The sequence below is a fragment of the Solibacillus ferritrahens genome, from assembly GCF_037027585.1.
Classification (GTDB): Bacteria; Bacillota; Bacilli; order Bacillales_A; family Planococcaceae; genus Solibacillus; species Solibacillus ferritrahens.
This window is the reverse complement of the sequence record NZ_JAXCLE010000008.1, coordinates 24,648-42,883: the sequence shown is the minus strand read 5'-3', so window position 1 is coordinate 42,883 and position 18,236 is coordinate 24,648. Positions and strand designations below refer to the sequence as shown.

Here is an 18,236-nt window from a genome sequence, read left to right as displayed (position 1 = left end):
AATTTCCTATGAAACGCGAATTCTCTCTAGAGAATACACGTAATATTGGGATCATGGCTCACATTGATGCTGGTAAAACAACAACAACTGAGCGTATCCTTTATTACACTGGTAAGATTCATAAAATCGGTGAAACACACGATGGCGGTTCTCAAATGGACTGGATGGAGCAAGAACAAGAGCGTGGTATCACAATCACTTCTGCTGCAACAACAGCTCAATGGAACGGTCACCGTATTAACATCATCGATACTCCTGGACACGTAGACTTCACTGTAGAAGTAGAACGTTCTTTACGTGTTCTTGATGGTGCTGTAACAGTATTAGATGCTCAATCTGGTGTTGAGCCTCAAACTGAAACAGTATGGCGTCAAGCTACTACGTACGGGGTTCCTCGTATCGTATTCATCAACAAAATGGATAAAATGGGTGCAGACTTCTTATATTCTGTAGGAACTTTACACGATCGTTTACAAGCGAACGCTCACCCAATCCAGTTACCAATCGGTGCTGAAGACGAGTTCTCAGCTATCATCGACTTAATCGAAATGAACGCTACGTTCTACGGTAATGAAGAGGGTACTGATGTAACTGTTGGTGAGATTCCAGAATCTCATAAAGCACAAGCTGAAGAGTACCGTGAGAAGCTAATCGACGCTGTTGCAAGTGTTGATGAAGAGCTTATGGAAAAATACTTAGAAGGCGAAGAAATTTCAAATGAAGAATTAAAAGCGGCTATCCGTAAAGCTACTATCGCGGTAGAGTTCTACCCAGTACTTTGTGGTACAGCATTCAAACACAAAGGTGTTCGTAAAATGCTAGATGCTGCTGTTGATTACTTACCAGCTCCAACAGACGTTCCTGCAATTAAAGGTACAGATGTTGACGGTGAAGAAGAAATCATCCGCCATTCTTCTGATGAAGAGCCATTCTCAGCTCTTGCATTCAAAGTAATGACTGACCCATTCGTAGGTAAGTTAACATTCTTCCGTGTGTACTCAGGTACATTAGATGCAGGTTCTTACGTACAAAACTCTTCTAAAGGTAAACGTGAGCGTGTAGGTCGTATCCTACAAATGCACGCTAACTCTCGTGAAGAGATCGCTAAAGTATTTGCTGGTGATATCGCTGCAGCTGTAGGTCTTAAAGATACTACAACAGGTGATACTCTATGTGACGAGAAAAACCTTGTTATCTTAGAGTCAATGGACTTCCCAGAGCCAGTTATCTCTTTATCTGTAGAGCCTAAATCAAAAGCTGACCAAGATAAAATGGGTCAAGCTTTACAAAAATTACAAGAAGAAGATCCAACTTTCCGTGCTCACACTGACACAGAAACTGGACAAACGATCATCTCTGGTATGGGTGAACTTCACCTTGATATCTTAGTTGACCGTATGAAACGTGAATTTAAAGTTGAAGCTAACGTGGGTGCTCCAATGGTATCTTACCGTGAAACATTCCGTAGCGAAGCTAAAGTTCAAGGTAAATTCTCTCGTCAATCTGGTGGTCGAGGTCAATACGGTGACGTAACGATCGAGTTCTCTCCAAACGAAGAGGGTAAAGGTTTCGAATTCGAAAACGCTATCGTTGGTGGTGTTGTACCTCGTGAATACATCCCTGCAGTAGAAGCGGGTCTACGTGACTCTCTTGACCGCGGTGTAGTAGCTGGTTACCCACTAATCGACATTAAAGCGAAATTAGTATTCGGTTCTTACCATGACGTTGACTCAAGTGAAATGGCGTTCAAAATCGCTGCATCTATGGCACTTAAAGAAGCAGCTAAAAAATGTAACCCAGTAATCTTAGAGCCAATGATGAAAGTAGAAGTTGTAATTCCAGAAGAGTACCTTGGTGATATTATGGGTAACATTACTGCTCGTCGCGGTCGCGTAGAGGGTATGGAAGCTCGTGGTAACTCACAAGTAGTACGTGCTATGGTTCCACTATCTGAAATGTTCGGATATGCTACAACTTTACGTTCTGCAACTCAAGGTCGCGGTGTATTCTCAATGGTGTTTGATCACTATGAAGAAGTACCAAAATCAATTGCAGAAGAAATCGTTAAAAAAAATAAAGGTGAATAATTGAAATTTCACCTTGCATCAAGTATAAATAATTTGTAAGCTATGATTGACTGACTATAGATGGGGCCCGTTTATAGTCAGCAATCTTAGAATAAATTTTAAAAAATAAAACATATCTCTGAGGAGGCATTTTCTAATGGCTAAAGAAAAATTTGACCGTTCAAAAACGCATGCTAACGTTGGTACAATCGGACACGTTGACCATGGTAAAACTACATTAACTGCTGCTATCGCAACAGTTCTTTCTAAAAAAATGGGTGGAGAAGCTAAATCTTACGCTGACATCGATAACGCTCCAGAAGAAAAAGAGCGCGGTATCACAATCAATACTTCACACGTTGAATATGAAACTGAAACTCGTCACTATGCACACGTTGACTGCCCAGGACACGCTGACTATGTTAAAAACATGATCACTGGTGCTGCTCAAATGGACGGCGGTATCTTAGTAGTATCTGCTGCTGATGGTCCAATGCCACAAACTCGTGAGCACATCTTACTTTCTAAACAAGTAGGTGTTCCTTACTTAGTAGTATTCATGAACAAATGTGATATGGTAGACGACGAAGAATTATTAGAATTAGTTGAAATGGAAATCCGTGACTTATTATCTGAGTACGACTTCCCAGGCGACGATCTTCCAGTAATCAAAGGTTCTGCTCTTAAAGCTCTTGAAGGAGAGCCAGAGTGGGAAGAAAAAATCGTTGAATTAATGGACGCTGTTGATAACTACATCCCAACTCCAGAACGTCAAACTGACAAACCATTCATGATGCCAGTAGAGGACGTATTCTCTATTACTGGTCGTGGTACAGTTGCAACTGGCCGTGTTGAACGTGGTCAAGTTAAAGTTGGTGACGTTGTAGAAGTTATCGGTATCGAAGAAGAAGCTAAAACTACAACTGTAACTGGTGTAGAAATGTTCCGTAAATTATTAGATTACGCTGAAGCTGGTGACAACATCGGTGCTTTACTACGTGGTATTGCTCGTGAAGATATCCAACGTGGTCAAGTATTAGCTAAACCAGGTTCAATTACTCCACACACAAACTTCAAAGCTGAAGTTTATGTTTTATCAAAAGAAGAGGGTGGACGTCATACTCCATTCTTCTCTAACTACCGTCCTCAGTTCTACTTCCGTACAACTGACGTAACTGGTATTTGTATGTTACCTGAAGGCGTAGAAATGGTTATGCCTGGTGATAACATCGAAATGACTGTAGAGCTAATCGCTCCAATCGCTTTAGAAGAAGGTACTAAGTTCTCTATCCGTGAGGGTGGCCGTACTGTAGGCGCTGGCGTAGTAGCTTCTATCCAAAAATAATTTTAGCTAATTGCTAATTTCTAAAACACCTTGTAGGGACGCTTGCAAGGTGTTTTTTTATTTGCATTATAACTTAAAAGCATAATGTTTATTCGAATTATGTATTTCATTTATACCCACTCTTTCTATTATAATGAAAACAAGAACAGGGGATTCTTATTTAATTTTAGATATGAAGGGGGATATATTTATGACAAATTATGTACAGGTGGGGAATTTACAAGTAGCAGACGTATTGCTTCAGTTTATTAATGAACAGGTGTTACCAGACAGTGGCGTTGAGCAACAAGCGTTTTGGGAAGGTTTTGATCAACTAATTCACGAGCTGGCACCAGAAAATAAAGCGTTACTTGCACACCGTGATCAATTGCAGGATAAAATTAATCAGTGGCATAAAGAAAACAAGGGAAACTTTGAATTTGCTAGTTACAAAACTTTCTTAGAGCAAATCGGTTATGTTGAGCCAAAGGTTGAGGATTTCCGTGTAGAGACAGAAAATGTAGATGAAGAAATTGCTTTCCAAGCGGGTCCACAATTAGTAGTTCCGGTAAGTAATGCACGTTACGCCATTAATGCAGCGAATGCACGTTGGGGAAGTTTTTATGATGCATTATATGGGACTAATGTTATCAGTGATGAAGATGGTGCAACTGCAGGGAAAGGCTATAATCCGATTCGCGGGAACAAAGTTATAGAGTATGCAAAAAATTTCTTAAATCAGGCTGTTCCGTTATTAGATAGTGCTTCACATAAAGAAGCAACTCATTATGCAATTGTAGAAGGCACATTACGAGTAACATTAAATAACGGCGAAAAAACAACATTAGCAAATCCGGAAAAATTAGTTGGCTACCAAGGTACTGCTGAAGAACCAACTGCAATTTTACTTAAGAATAATGATTTACACATAGAGATTCAAATCGACCGTAACCATCCAATAGGAAAAGATGATGCCGCTGGTGTAAAGGATATTTTCCTAGAGTCTGCCATTACAACAATTATGGACTGTGAGGATTCTGTTGCAGCAGTAGATGCAGAAGATAAAGTTGAAGTATATTCAAATTGGTTAGGTTTAATGAAAGGTGATTTATCGGCAACATTTGAAAAACGTACAAAAACAGTGACGCGTACTTTAAATCCAGACCGTGAATATACAGGTTTAAACGGTGATACAGTTACTTTAAATGGACGTTCATTAATGTTTATTCGGAACGTGGGTCACTTAATGACGAATCCAGCTATTCTCGATAAAGATGGTGGCGAAGTACCTGAGGGAATTATGGACGGGGTTTTGACGAGCTTAATTGCCAAGCATGAAATTCTAGGGAATGGTCCATTTAAAAACTCACAAAAAGGCTCTATTTATATTGTAAAACCAAAAATGCATGGGTCTAAAGAAGTTGCTTTCGCTAATAAATTATTTGATCGTATTGAAGATTTAATCGGTCTGTCACGCCATACTTTAAAGATTGGTGTAATGGATGAAGAACGCCGTACGTCTCTTAACTTAAAAGCATGTATCCGTGAAGTGAAAAATCGTATTGTATTCATTAACACAGGCTTCTTAGATCGGACTGGTGATGAAATTCATACATCGATGGAAGCGGGACCAATGATTCGCAAAGGTGAAATGAAAACATCTACATGGTTAACTTCTTATGAAAAATCAAATGTTGCCGTTGGTTTAAATACGGGATTACAAGGTCGTGCGCAAATTGGTAAGGGAATGTGGGCAATGCCAGATCTAATGGCGGAAATGATTGAGCAAAAGATTAATCATCCACAAGCAGGTGCGAATACGGCATGGGTACCATCACCTACAGCAGCTACCTTACATGCCACACATTATCATGAAGTAAATGTAAAAGACATTCAAAAAGGTATTTCGACTTCAGAAGATTTACAAGATGCTATTTTAGAAATTCCGGTTGCTGAAAATACGGACTGGACAGCAGAAGAAATTCAGCAAGAGCTAGATAACAATGCTCAAGGAATTTTAGGATATGTGGTACGTTGGGTGGAGAATGGCGTTGGTTGCTCGAAAGTGCCGGATATTAATAATGTTGGCTTAATGGAAGACCGTGCAACTTTACGTATTTCAAGTCAGCATATTGCTAACTGGTTACATCACGGTATTTGCACAAAAGAGCAAGTGGAAGAAACATTAAGACGCATGGCAAAAATAGTAGATGAGCAAAATGCAGATGATCCGTCATGTACGCCAATGTCAGTAAACTATGAAGAATCTGTAGCTTTCCAGGCAGCAAGCGATTTAGTGTTTAAAGGCTACGAACAGCCAAACGGTTATACTGAGCCAATTTTACACAAAAAACGCATTGAAGCAAAAGCAAAGCAAAAAGTAAACGCATAATATTTTCTGAGTTACTGCTATTTTTAACGAAATAGCAGTATTTTTTTGTTTATTAGTTAAAGATTAATGGAAAATCTACACATTTAAAAGTAAAAAAGTGGTATAATAGTCACGATATAGAGATAATGAAAGAAGCGATTTGAAATGTTAAATAAAATTACATCACTAGAGACATTTATTTCAATGATAGAGGTTATGAATAAAGCCATTCCAATCGATTTATCGATTGCCGTATGCAATTTGGAAAAGTTCGTTGCGTATTTTCCAGGTAAAAACATAAACTTAAAAATAAAAGTTGGTCAACAGTTACATATGGAAGAGCCATTAATGATTGCATTAAAGAAAAATAGCCGTTTAGAGGCTGTAATACCTGCTGGTTTTTATGGCTTTGAATTTATTGGCACCGCTACACCACTGCATGATCTAACAGGTAAGGTAATTGGTGGGATAGCAGTACAAGTACGTAAACAGACCGAGTTAATAGAAATCTCAAACACGATGACCGGTTCTTTAGCACAGGCAAATAATCAAATTAGTAAGATTGCGAACGGTTCTTCTAAACTGACAGAATCAGCAAATGAGTTATTGGTACAATCTAAGCTAGCCGAAGAAAATGTACGACAGACTTCAGATATTCTAATGTTATTGAAGCGGATGGCTGATCAAACAAATTTGCTTGGTTTAAATGCGGCTATCGAAGCTGCCCGTGCAGGCGAAAAGGGAAAAGGTTTTGAAGTTGTTGCAACTGAAATCCGTAAGTTTTCAAAAGAGACAATTGAATCTACGCAAAAGATTAGAGAAACGATGACGCAAATTAATGAGGCAACACAAAAAATTGCCCATTCAATTGCTCAAATCTCCAGTATTGGTACTTCACAGACAGAGTCGATTCATCAAGTTTCAGATTTTGTGAAGGAAATTCAAGAAATGTCTACCCAGTTAAATGATTATGCCAATAAACTATAAAACGGTTGCCTAGATTTTGAACTTTTCTAGGCAACCGTTTTATTGTAAAACATATTCATGTGCAAGTTTAATAAATTCGCGTACTGAAAAAGGTAAGTATTTATTTTTCTTCCACGTGATACCGAGTTCTAGATGAATTGCTTCCTCGTGAAAGGGAATACGTTTTATGGATGTGTAAGGAATTTTTTCGGCAAGCTTTTCTGGAAGTAAAGCGATGCCAAGCTTTGCCTGAACCATTTCTATAAAAAAATCTTTTTGGGTCGTTTCGCATGCAATCATCGGGAAAAAGCCGTTTTTTGAACATTCCTCAATAATCCGGTCGTATAAAATAAAATCTTTCCGATATATAATAAAATTTTCTTTAGCTAAATCACTTAGTTGTACTTTTTTCTTTTGAGCCAGTGGATTACTTTCATGTACGATTAAAAGTAGCGGATCTTTTAAAAACCGAATTGTTTCCAAATTTTCATTCGACGATGTCACACTACATACTAGGCCAATATCCAGCTCGCCTGATTCAACTTCCTGCCGAATCCTCTTTGTTCCTACTTCAGTTAATAAGATTTCAATGTATGGGTAAAGCTCCTTATAATAGCTAATTAATCTCGAGAAAAATTCTGCGCCGACAATTGGTGGAATGCCGATGCGAATTTGCCCCTTTTTTAGTTGCATTAAATCGGTTAGTTCTGAGCGCAAGTTTTGAAAGGATTCGAGCACTTGCATCGAATTAATGAGGACTGCTTGACCGGCATCTGTTAGTTCGAGCTGTTTTGATGAACGGTAAAATAACGGAACACCAAGCTCAGCCTCAAAATTTTGAATTGCTTTACTAATAGATGGCTGCGATACATGCAAAGTAGTAGCTGCTTTTGTAAAACTTAAATGTTTTGCTACTTCCACAAAGTATTCGATTTGGCGTATATCCATAGCTTCACCTCTTCTGGTGTAATTGAATTGATTATAGCAAAGTTTAGAAGTAGTGGTGTATTAGTTTTTGTATAATGGTAGTAGGTAAAAGGAGTGAATTGGATGAAAGTACTACTAATTGAAGACGATGTTTCAATTTTTGATGTAATTTGTGAGCGGTTTGCCCAGTGGAATATAGAAGTAATCGGTCCAGAAGATTTCCAGCATATAATGGGGACTTTTAAAAAAGAGGAACCACAGCTCGTTATTATTGATATTCAACTTCCGGCATTTGATGGCTTTCATTGGTGTCGCGAAATTCGGGCAGTATCAAATGTTCCTATTTTGTTTCTTTCTTCACGTGACCACCCAATGGATATGGTTATGGCTATGCAAATGGGTGCTGATGACTTTGTGCAAAAACCATTTCATACAGAAGTTTTAATTGCTAAAGTACAAGCATTACTACGTCGGGCTTATAACTACCAGGAAACAATACAGAGTGATGTGGAGAAATGGAATGGAGCGGAAATCCATTATGATCGTGCGATGGTTCATTATATGGGTGAACGTGTTGAGCTAACAAAAAATGAATTGTTTATTTTAAAGGTACTAGTAAAGGCTAGAGGACAGATTGTCTCTCGAGATGAATTGATGCGTAAATTGTGGGATGATGAACGATTCGTAAATGATAATACATTAACTGTGAATGTAAACCGGTTAAGGCAACGTTTAGAGGATATTGGACTTTTAGGGGGCATTATTACTAAAAAAGGGCTGGGCTACATGGCGGTGGATGCATGATTCCACTGTTTATAAGACAATACTTTTCGAGCATACTGTTTGTTACTGTACTTCAGCTAATCATAAATTTAATTATATTTGTCGATAAAGGTTTCGAAGGTGTTTCCTTTTTTTATGTAAACATTGTATGGCTTGCACTAGTAACTGTTTATTTTAGCTGGCGTTTTATGAAAGATAGACAAACGATGAAGGCCTATGCAAAACGCAAGGGTAATTACATGGCAGTTATTCATGAAGAGTATGAAGAACAACTAGCAAGAAGGAGTGCTCAAGTGCAAGAGCAAAAGCTGCTAGTACTTGAACGACAGGATGAGTTTTTAGCATGGGTACATGAAATGAAATCGCCTTTAACTGCTATGCAATTATTGATGGAAAAAGTTGAGGATAGCGAATTAAAGGAACGTATTGAAAATGAATGGCTACGTCTTTACTTATTATTAGATCAACAGCTCCATGCAACCCGTCTGATGACAATCGAACTCGACAATCGAATCGAAAAAGTTGACGTGAAAAGTGTTATTATACAAGAAATAAAAGCACTTCGTAGCTGGTGCTTTGAAAAACAAATAGCTATAGAGCTTGATATTGAAAAGATGACAGTTCAATCTGATGCAAAGTGGTTTGGATTTATCGTACGGCAAATTTTATCCAATGCAGTAAAGTATAGTGACGTCGGAGGAGAAATCAGGGTACTAGCACGTATGATAGATGAACAAGTTGTATTGGAAATTCAAGATGACGGAATCGGAATAAAAAGTGAAGATTTGCCTCGTGTTTTCCGTAAATCCTATACTGGAACTATTGGTCGGGAAACAAGTGCGGCAACGGGAATGGGGTTGTATTTAGCTAAGCAGGCAGCCGACTCACTGCACGTTCTTCTCACAATTGAATCAACCGAAAATATCGGTACTTCCGTAAAAATTACTTTCCCAAAGCCGAATAGTTATCATAAAACGCTTGGAATGTGACGAACTTGTCATTTACCGAGCGTTTTTGTCATGTAAATCAAACGATTAAATAGGGCAGAACTTGTAAAATGAACATATCAAGAAAGGATGGGGACAATGAGTATTCTAATCGCACGTAAAGTTCGAAAAACATATGGTAAGCGTTCGCTTGCACAGGAAGTACTAAAAGGAATTGACTTAGAAGTTGAAAAAGGTGAATTTGTTGGCATTATGGGTCCTTCAGGTTCGGGGAAAACAACGTTATTAAATGTACTTTGTTCAATAGATCAAGTGACAGATGGATTTGTGGAGATTAATGGGCAAAAGTTACAAGGGATGAAAGAGCGTACATTAGCAAAATTCCGTCGCGATGAGCTCGGTTTTATATTTCAGGACTATAACTTACTCGACACATTAACAGTGAAGGAAAATATTCTATTACCGTTATCGCTTAGTACTATCCCAAAAGCGGCTGCAGAAAAACGATTGCAGGATCTCGTCTCCATTTTAGGTATCTCGGATATTTTATCGAAATATCCGAATGAAATTTCAGGTGGTCAAAAACAACGTACATCTGCTGCGCGTGCACTGATATCTAATCCTTCGTTAGTATTTGCCGACGAGCCAACAGGAGCACTTGATTCAAAAACAGCTACTGCGCTGCTCGATAATTTATCGGAAATTAATCAAGCAAAAAATGCAACGATTATGATGGTTACACATGATGCAGTCGCGGCAAGTTTCTGTTCACGTGTACTGTTTTTAAAGGATGGTCAAATCTATACAGAGTTGTATAAGGGCGATAAATCCCGCACAGAATTTTTCCAGCAAATTTTAAATACGCAAAGTGTTTTAGGCGGTGAGCAAGGTGAAGCTTAGTCAGCTCGTTTTTAAAAGCATGCAAAAAAACATGCGTCACTATTATTTATACTTTTTTGCACTAATTTTTAGTGTGACGCTTTTTTTCTCTTTTGTAACATTACAATACAATGAATCCATCATTGCAGCGACAAAAGTGAGCGGCACAGCATCATCGGGTTTTGAAGCTGCTTCGTATATGCTGTATTTTATTGTGTTATTCTTTGTGCTGTATGCCAATCACTTATTCATTAAGCGCAGGAGCAAGGAAATCGGACTATACCAGCTTATTGGTATGACAAAAGGACTTGTAACACGCTTAATTGCTTTTGAAAATATATTACTATTTATCGGAGCAGTAAGTATCGGAATGGTATTAGGGTTACTGAGCTCACGATTGTTCGCAATGATTTTGCTGAAACTTTTGCAATTTGATGCAGTAGTGACAATGACTTTTAGTAAAGTAGCGGTTGTAAATACTTTGATGGTATTTGGGGTTTTATTAGTTATTATTTTAGTTCAAATGGCGTTTATGGTTCGTAAAACAACCTTATTATCTTTATTTAATGCATCAAAGCAAGCCGATGAGCGGGTAAAAAGCTTTAGTGTATTTCCGATGATGATGGGGGCGATTGGCCTCGGCTTAATTATTTATGGATATTATAGAAGTACTGTGTTGTTTACAGGGCAAACGACAAATTTATTTTTAAGTATGGTCATTATTTTAGCAACTACAATTGGCGGCACATATCTTGTTTTCCGTTTTTCGGTAGCATTTTTGTTGAATTTATTCCGTCTTACAAAAAAGGGTCATCTAAATTTAACGGATGTACTGGCACTCACACCAATAATGCATCGTATGAAGGGCAATGCTAAATCATTAACGCTTATTACAGTACTAACAGCGGTGTCTCTTGCGATTACAACACTTTCGTATATTAGCTATTATTCAGCTAGTAGTTCTGCAGAAGATGAGATGCCGGCTGATTATATAGCGGTAGATGGGCGTGAAAAACCATTCATTCAGGCGCTTAAGCAGGAAGGTATCGCATTTGAACAAAAAACGTTTAGATTAACAAGTGCACAATTTGATTTGGCTACAATATTTTCAGGTGATGTAATAGGTATGTTTCAAGGTAATACATTATCAGATGCCTTAATAATTCCGCTTTCGGATTATCATCAGCTTAATTCTAAGGTACAGCTCAACAAAGGAGAGGCTATTATTACAGGCTTTAGCGGCTTTCAATCAAATATAATGCCAATTGAAGCACCGATTGACTTAACTCTTTTACATCAGGAAAGTGAAATCCCGTTACGTATTAAAGAAGTGAATGATACTGCTGTACTAGCTTGGCGGGTTACGGCAGGTGGATTTATTGTTATTGTTGAGGATAGTGTTTTTAATCAGCTGCAACGATTAAATAGTGAATACGCAATTGGTTATTCAACACAAGAGCAAACATCGATTAATTTAACTAATGCCGATGAGGAAACATATAAGCAGGTGGAAAAGCTTTATAAACAGACAGGTGCGAATGTATTATTTAAATCTCATGAAGGCAGTACAGTGAATAAATTAAGTTCACAGCGGTCAACGGTTGAATACAATTTAAATCTTTTCGGTACAACAATTTTTACAACAGCATTTTTAGGCTTGGCTTTTTTACTTGCAACAGGTAGTATTCTTTACTTTAAACAAATGTCTGAGGCAGATGAAGAGGCAGAATCATATAGGATTCTCCGTAAAATTGGTTTCACACAAGATGAATTATTAAAAGGCATTATGATGAAGCAGCTATTTAATTTTGGTGTTCCATTGCTTATTGGCTTACTGCACAGCTATTTTGCTGTTAGATCGGGATGGTTTTTATTCGGTACAGAAATGACAACACCACTCCTGATTACAATGACTTTATATATTGTGATGTATATTGTATTTGCCTCATTAACAATCAGTTATTACAAAAAAATAATTAAACAAGCTTTATAATCCTTCAAACCGTCATTTTTTTCTTAATTGACGGTTTTATTTTGTCCTAAAACGTTGACTCAATAGTAGATTTCTTGTAACTTTAACACATTAGTAATTTAGCAGACGAAAGTGAAGTGTACAACATGAATGCTGTTTTAATAGCGGTAGGGGTCATGCTTATTTTGAGCTTACTGCGTATAAATGTCGTTTTATCTTTAACAGTAGGGGCGATCATCGGTGGCCTTGCTGGAGGATTAAATTTAACGGAAACAATAAATGCCTTTGTAGGGGGGCTAGGAGGCGGTGCAACTATTGCTTTGAGCTATGCACTACTTGGAGGCTTTGCATTGGCCATTTCCCGTACAGGCATACCAGAAGTGCTAGTAAATGCTATTTTAAAAATAGTACAGCGTGATGGCGATTCACAAAAGAAAGGTGCTGCAAAAGCACTAATCTTCTTAGTATTACTAGCAATGGCAATTATGTCGCAAAACCTAATTCCTGTGCATATTGCTTTTATTCCATTAATTGTCCCACCAATGATTAAAATAATGAATATGCTGCAAATTGATCGTCGTTTAATTGCATGTATCTTAACATTTGGTTTAATTATGCCCTATATGTTCATTCCTGCAGGTTTCGGTTTAATATATCAGAATATTATTGTGGAACAAATGGCTTTAGCCGGAATGGATATCGCTTTAAATGATGTTCCAAAAGCAATGGCCATCGTAGCAGTTGGGATGGCAGTAGGGTTAGTCGGTGCATTTATTGCTTACCGTAAACCAAGACAATATGAAGATGTAAAAGTAGAAGCAACGAATAACTTAAATAAAGAAGTAAAAATATCACACTTAGTATTTGCTGTAATCGCATTAATTGCTTCTATTATAATACAAGTAATAACAGATTCAATGATTATAGGTTCGATTGCCGGAATCATGATTTTATATATAACAGGAACTTTGAAGATGAAAGAAGCTGATGAGGTTCTTTCAGATGGAATGCGCATGATGGCATTTGTCGGTTTCGTTATGATTTCGGCAAACGGTTTCTCAGCAGTAATTAATGCAACAGGAGATGTTGGAACATTAGTTTCCGGAGCAATGGACGTTTTTAATGGAAATGTAAGTATTGCTGTTTTAACTATGTTAATTGTCGGTTTAATCGTAACAATGGGAATTGGTTCTTCATTTGCTACGATACCAATCATCGCGGCAATTTTTGTTCCTATAGCCTTAGAACTAGGTTTAAGCGAACTAGCGATTATTTGTTTAATTGGAACAGCAGGGGTATTAGGAGATGCTGGTTCACCTGCTTCCGATTCAACACTAGGACCGACAGCAGGGTTAAATGTAGATGGTCAGCACAATCACATTTGGGATACGTGTGTTCCGACATTCATGTTCTATAATATACCGCAAATCATTTTTGGATGGATTGCAGTCGTTTTCTTCCTATAGTAAGTAGCCACTTTCAAATAAATGAAGGTGGCTTCTTTTTAATTAAAAACAGTCGACTTATTTTCTGAATATTTTATTTAAAATAGTTTACACTCATAATAGTTGCTTTCAAGTTAATACTCTTATATACTAGAAAACGGCTCAAAAAGAGCGAACGCATTTAAATAAACTAAAGAACGAAACATTATTAAAAAGAATTTTGCTAAAAGACTTGCGAACTTCTTTTTTATTGTATATAATGTTGAATGTTGGTCTTTGACTGCGATGAAGCGAGAGGTTGCCGACACACCCGGCCGCTTTGCCATGGCGGTGTGTAGGAGAAATTTTCGTGGAGAATGTCTAGAAAATAGGCGAGAAGGAGGGAAAGTAATGGCAAAACAAAAAATTCGTATTCGTTTAAAAGCGTATGATCACCGTATCCTTGATCAATCTGCTGAGAAAATCGTTGAAACTGCGAAACGTTCAGGTGCTGGAGTATCGGGTCCGATCCCACTACCAACTGAAAGATCTGTATACACGATCTTACGTGCGGTTCATAAGTACAAAGATTCTCGTGAGCAATTTGAAATGCGCACACACAAACGTCTTATCGACATCGTTAACCCGACACCACAAACTGTTGATGCGTTAATGAAGCTTGATTTACCATCTGGCGTTGATATCGAAATCAAACTTTAATGGTAAAAACACAATATAAAATCTTTTTTTCAAAATTTACAGGAGGTGTGACAAATGACTAAAGGAATCTTAGGTAGAAAAATTGGCATGACTCAAGTCTTTGCTGAAAACGGCGATTTAATCCCAGTAACAGTTATCGAAGCTGCTCCAAACGTAGTTTTACAAAAGAAAACTGTTGAAACTGATGGTTACGAAGCGATCCAATTTGGTTTTGAAGACAAGCGTATTAAGCTTTCTAACAAACCAGAGCAAGGACACGTAGCTAAAGCAAACACTGCTCCTAAGCGCTTCATCCGTGAGTTCCGCAACTTAGATGCTGCAGCTTACGAAGTTGGTCAAGAAGTCAAGGTAGAAATTTTCGCTGAAGGCGATGTAATCGATGTAACAGGTGTAACAAAAGGTAAAGGTTTCCAAGGTGTTATTAAACGTCATGGTCAATCTCGCGGCCCTATGTCTCACGGTTCTCGTTATCACCGTCGTCCAGGTTCAATGGGTCCAGTAGCTCCGAACCGCGTATTCAAACAAAAGAAATTACCTGGTCAAATGGGTGGCACAGTTGTTACTATTCAAAACCTTGAAATCGTTAAGGTTGATGCAGAGCGCAACTTACTACTTGTTAAAGGTAATGTTCCTGGTTCTAAAAAAGCATTAGTAACAGTTAAGACTGCTATTAAATCTAAATAATTTTCTCAAGAAAGGAGGAAACAGGAATGACAAAGGTTTCAGTACTTAGTCAAACAGGTGCTTCAGTTGGTGAAATCGAATTAAACGATGCGATTTTCGGAATCACACCAAACGAAGCTGTATTATTCGACGCAGTTGTTGCACAACGCGCATCACTACGTCAAGGTAATCACAAAGTTAAAAACCGTTCAGCAGTTGCTGGTGGTGGTCGTAAACCATGGCGTCAAAAAGGAACTGGTCGTGCTCGTCAAGGTTCGATCCGCTCTCCACAATGGCGTGGCGGTGGTGTTGTATTCGGTCCTACTCCACGTAGTTACGCTTACAAGCTACCTAAGAAAGTTCGTCGCTTAGCGATTAAGTCTGCTTTATCTACGAAAGTATTAGAGCAAAACTTAGTAGTACTTGATGCATTATCATTTGATGCACCAAAAACTAAAGATTTCAAAGCAGTATTAGCTGCACTAGAAATCAGCAAAAAAGCATTATTCGTAACTTCTGAAGTTAACGAAAACGCTATTTTATCTGCTCGTAACATCCCTGGTGTTACAGTGTTAACAGCTGAAGGAATCAACGTATTAGACTTATTAGGTCACGATAAAGTTGTATTCACTCAAGATGCTGTAAAAAAAGTTGAGGAGGTGCTTGGATAATGGAAGCACGTGATATCTTAAAACGTCCGGTCATTACTGAGCGTTCTTCAGAAATTATGGCAGAGAAAAAGTATACTTTCGAAGTAGACACTCGCGCTAACAAAACTCAAGTTAAAGATGCTGTTGAAGAAATCTTCGGCGTTAAAGTTGAGAAAGTAAACGTTATGAACTACAAAGGTAAGTTCAAACGCGTTGGTAAATTCGGTGGATACACTAACAAACGTCGTAAAGCGATTGTTAAATTAACTGCTGATTCAAAAGAAATCGAATTATTCGAAATCTAATTTCTAATTTATAAAGAACCTTTAAGAAGGAGGGAAAACAAATGGCGATTAAAAAGTATAAGCCAACCTCAAATGGACGTCGTAACATGACATCATCTGACTTTGCTGAAATCACTACTAATAAACCTGAAAAGTCTTTATTAGAACCAACTAAACGCAAAGCTGGTCGTAATAACCAGGGTAAAATTACTGTTCGTCATCACGGTGGCGGTCACAAGAAACAATACCGTGTTATCGATTTTAAACGTCTTAAAGACGGCATTCCAGGACGCGTTGCTACAATCGAGTACGATCCAAACCGTTCTGCGAACATCGCTTTAATTAACTATGCTGACGGTGAAAAACGTTATATCTTAGCTCCGAAAGGTCTTGAAGTAGGTCAAACTATTTATTCAGGTCCAGAAGCGGATATTAAAGTAGGTAACGCTTTACCATTAGCAAACATTCCAATGGGTACAACAATCCATAATATCGAAATGAAACCTGGTAAAGGTGGACAATTAGTACGTTCAGCTGGTACTTCTGCGCAAGTATTAGGTCGTGAAGACAAGTATGTAATCGTTCGCTTACAATCTGGTGAAGTACGTTTAATTCTTGCTACTTGCCGTGCAACAATCGGTCAAGTTGGTAACGAACAACACGAACTTATCAACATCGGTAAAGCAGGTCGTTCTCGTTGGTTAGGTAAACGCCCAACAGTTCGTGGTTCTGTAATGAACCCTAACGATCACCCACACGGTGGTGGTGAAGGACGTTCTCCAATCGGACGTAAATCACCAATGACACCATGGGGCAAACCAACTCTTGGTTTCAAAACTCGTAAAAAGAAAAATAAATCATCTAAATTTATTATTCGCGGACGTAAAAAATAAAGTGGTAATACTACGGTTCAGTTCGAGAGCCGTGGTCGTATCACGGAGGGAGGTTCCTAAATGGGTCGCAGCTTAAAGAAAGGACCTTTTGTTGATGACCACCTAATGAAAAAGGTGGAAGCACAAGAGGCTTCTGAGAAAAAACAAGTTATTAAAACTTGGTCTCGCCGTTCTACTATCTTCCCAAACTTCATCGGTTTAACAATCGCTGTATATGATGGACGTAAACACGTTCCTGTATACGTGACAGAAGATATGGTAGGTCACAAACTTGGTGAGTTCGCACCGACACGTACTTATAAAGGTCACGGTGCAGATGACAAGAAAACAAGACGCTAATTTTGAGAGGAGGTAAATCCTAATGACACAAGCTAAAGCTATCGCTCGTACAGTTCGTATCGCTCCTCGTAAAGTTCGTCTAGTAGTAGACTTAATTCGAGGCAAGCAAATTGGTGAAGCAGTTGCAATTTTACGTCATACTCCAAAAGCGGCGTCTCCAGTCGTTGAGAAAGTATTAAAATCTGCAGTCGCTAACGCTGAACACAACTACGAGTTAGATATTAATAACTTAGTTGTATCTGAAATCTTTGTTGATGAAGGTCCAACATTAAAACGTTTCCGTCCACGTGCCCAAGGTCGTGCATCGGCAATTAACAAACGTACTAGCCACATTACTATTGTGGTATCTGAGAAGAAGGGGGTTTAATCCGTGGGTCAAAAAGTACATCCAATAGGACTACGTGTTGGTATTATTCGTGACTGGGAATCTAAGTGGTTCGCTGAGAAAGATTATGCAAACTTATTACACGAAGATATCAAAGTACGTAAATATATCGAAACTAAACTTAAAGATGCATCTGTATCTAAAGTAGAAATCGAACGCGCTGCAAATCGCGTAAACATTACTATTCACACTGCGAAACCAGGTATGGTTATCGGTAAAGGTGGTACGGAAGTTGAAAACTTACGTAAACATTTAACTGATTTAACTGCTAAACGTGTGCATATTAACATTATTGAAATTAAACGTGCAGATCTTGATGCTAAATTAGTAGCTGAAAACATCGCTCGTCAACTTGAGAACCGCGTATCATTCCGTCGTGCTCAAAAACAATCAATCCAACGCACAATGCGCGCTGGTGCAAAAGGTATTAAAACACAAGTATCTGGTCGTTTAGGTGGCGCTGACATCGCGCGTGCTGAACACTATAGCGAAGGAACTGTTCCGCTTCACACATTACGTGCTGACATTGATTATGCACATGCTGAAGCAGACACTACTTATGGTAAACTAGGCGTAAAAGTTTGGATCTACCGTGGTGAAGTCCTTCCTACTAAAAAGAACTCTGTGGAAGGAGGCAAATAAA

The 18,236-nt window shown here is 38.3% G+C and carries 17 protein-coding genes and 1 pseudogene; 17 read left to right on the top strand and 1 reads right to left on the bottom strand.

The features are described 5' to 3' along the window. Window positions 1-8 precede the first annotated feature (8 nt). The 4 genes and pseudogenes from fusA to SNE38_RS19285 form a co-directional block, all read left to right on the top strand. Window positions 9-2,087, top strand: a complete 2,079-nt coding sequence (gene fusA, locus SNE38_RS09610) for an elongation factor G (RefSeq protein WP_191704096.1) — start codon at window positions 9-11, stop codon at window positions 2,085-2,087. A 136-nt stretch (window positions 2,088-2,223) separates the two neighbouring features. Beyond that, entirely contained in the window at window positions 2,224-3,411 is a 1,188-nt protein-coding gene (gene tuf, locus SNE38_RS09605) for an elongation factor Tu (RefSeq protein ID WP_191704095.1), read from the top strand. A gap of 190 nt (window positions 3,412-3,601) precedes the next feature. Next, window positions 3,602-5,782, top strand: coding sequence for a malate synthase G (locus SNE38_RS09600; protein ID WP_336046411.1), 2,181 nt, complete (start codon window positions 3,602-3,604; stop codon window positions 5,780-5,782). Window positions 5,783-6,436: 654 nt separating this feature from the next. Beyond that, window positions 6,437-6,748, top strand: a pseudogene (locus tag SNE38_RS19285) (methyl-accepting chemotaxis protein); the annotation flags it as partial. A 39-nt stretch (window positions 6,749-6,787) separates the two neighbouring features. Here the strand turns inward: SNE38_RS19285 and SNE38_RS09590 are convergent. Then, a complete protein-coding gene (locus tag SNE38_RS09590) occupies window positions 6,788-7,675 on the bottom strand; it encodes a LysR family transcriptional regulator (RefSeq protein WP_191704092.1) in 888 nt (295 codons plus the stop codon). Between the two features lie 102 nt (window positions 7,676-7,777). On the opposite strand from SNE38_RS09590, the gene SNE38_RS09585 reads away from it, so the two are divergent. From SNE38_RS09585 to rpsC, 13 genes are all read left to right on the top strand, one after another. After that, window positions 7,778-8,458, top strand: coding sequence for a response regulator transcription factor (locus SNE38_RS09585; RefSeq protein ID WP_191704091.1), 681 nt, complete (start codon window positions 7,778-7,780; stop codon window positions 8,456-8,458). After that, complete coding sequence (locus SNE38_RS09580) at window positions 8,455-9,426, top strand: sensor histidine kinase (RefSeq protein ID WP_336046410.1); 972 nt, start codon at window positions 8,455-8,457, stop codon at window positions 9,424-9,426. Before SNE38_RS09585 ends, SNE38_RS09580 begins: the two co-directional genes overlap by 4 nt. A gap of 96 nt (window positions 9,427-9,522) precedes the next feature. Further along, a complete protein-coding gene (locus SNE38_RS09575) occupies window positions 9,523-10,284 on the top strand; it encodes an ABC transporter ATP-binding protein (RefSeq protein WP_336046409.1) in 762 nt (253 codons plus the stop codon). A gap of 19 nt (window positions 10,285-10,303) precedes the next feature. Beyond that, window positions 10,304-12,256 (top strand): ABC transporter permease, encoded by a 1,953-nt coding sequence (locus tag SNE38_RS09570; protein WP_336046408.1) that lies wholly within the window; start codon window positions 10,304-10,306, stop codon window positions 12,254-12,256. Window positions 12,257-12,381: 125 nt separating this feature from the next. Further along, window positions 12,382-13,701: a Na+/H+ antiporter family protein gene (locus SNE38_RS09565; RefSeq protein ID WP_191704087.1), complete on the top strand. Its 1,320-nt coding sequence runs from the start codon at window positions 12,382-12,384 to the stop codon at window positions 13,699-13,701. A gap of 369 nt (window positions 13,702-14,070) precedes the next feature. Beyond that, window positions 14,071-14,379: a 30S ribosomal protein S10 gene (rpsJ, locus tag SNE38_RS09560; protein WP_008406970.1), complete on the top strand. Its 309-nt coding sequence runs from the start codon at window positions 14,071-14,073 to the stop codon at window positions 14,377-14,379. A gap of 54 nt (window positions 14,380-14,433) precedes the next feature. Beyond that, window positions 14,434-15,063, top strand: coding sequence for a 50S ribosomal protein L3 (gene rplC / locus SNE38_RS09555; protein WP_191701156.1), 630 nt, complete (start codon window positions 14,434-14,436; stop codon window positions 15,061-15,063). 26 nt (window positions 15,064-15,089) lie between these two features. Beyond that, entirely contained in the window at window positions 15,090-15,713 is a 624-nt protein-coding gene (gene rplD, locus SNE38_RS09550; RefSeq protein ID WP_191701157.1) for a 50S ribosomal protein L4, read from the top strand. Then, a complete protein-coding gene (gene rplW / locus SNE38_RS09545) occupies window positions 15,713-15,997 on the top strand; it encodes a 50S ribosomal protein L23 (protein ID WP_008406966.1) in 285 nt (94 codons plus the stop codon). The genes rplD and rplW overlap by 1 nt, the downstream gene beginning before the upstream one ends. Window positions 15,998-16,038: 41 nt before the next feature. Then, complete coding sequence (gene rplB, locus SNE38_RS09540) at window positions 16,039-16,869, top strand: 50S ribosomal protein L2 (protein WP_191704086.1); 831 nt, start codon at window positions 16,039-16,041, stop codon at window positions 16,867-16,869. 60 nt (window positions 16,870-16,929) lie between these two features. Beyond that, window positions 16,930-17,208, top strand: coding sequence for a 30S ribosomal protein S19 (gene rpsS, locus SNE38_RS09535; RefSeq protein WP_004233637.1), 279 nt, complete (start codon window positions 16,930-16,932; stop codon window positions 17,206-17,208). A gap of 22 nt (window positions 17,209-17,230) precedes the next feature. After that, on the top strand, window positions 17,231-17,575 hold the full coding sequence (gene rplV / locus SNE38_RS09530; protein ID WP_191701159.1) for a 50S ribosomal protein L22: 345 nt from the start codon (window positions 17,231-17,233) through the stop codon (window positions 17,573-17,575). Between the two features lie 3 nt (window positions 17,576-17,578). After that, a complete protein-coding gene (rpsC, locus tag SNE38_RS09525) occupies window positions 17,579-18,235 on the top strand; it encodes a 30S ribosomal protein S3 (RefSeq protein WP_191704085.1) in 657 nt (218 codons plus the stop codon). Window position 18,236 lies beyond the last annotated feature (1 nt).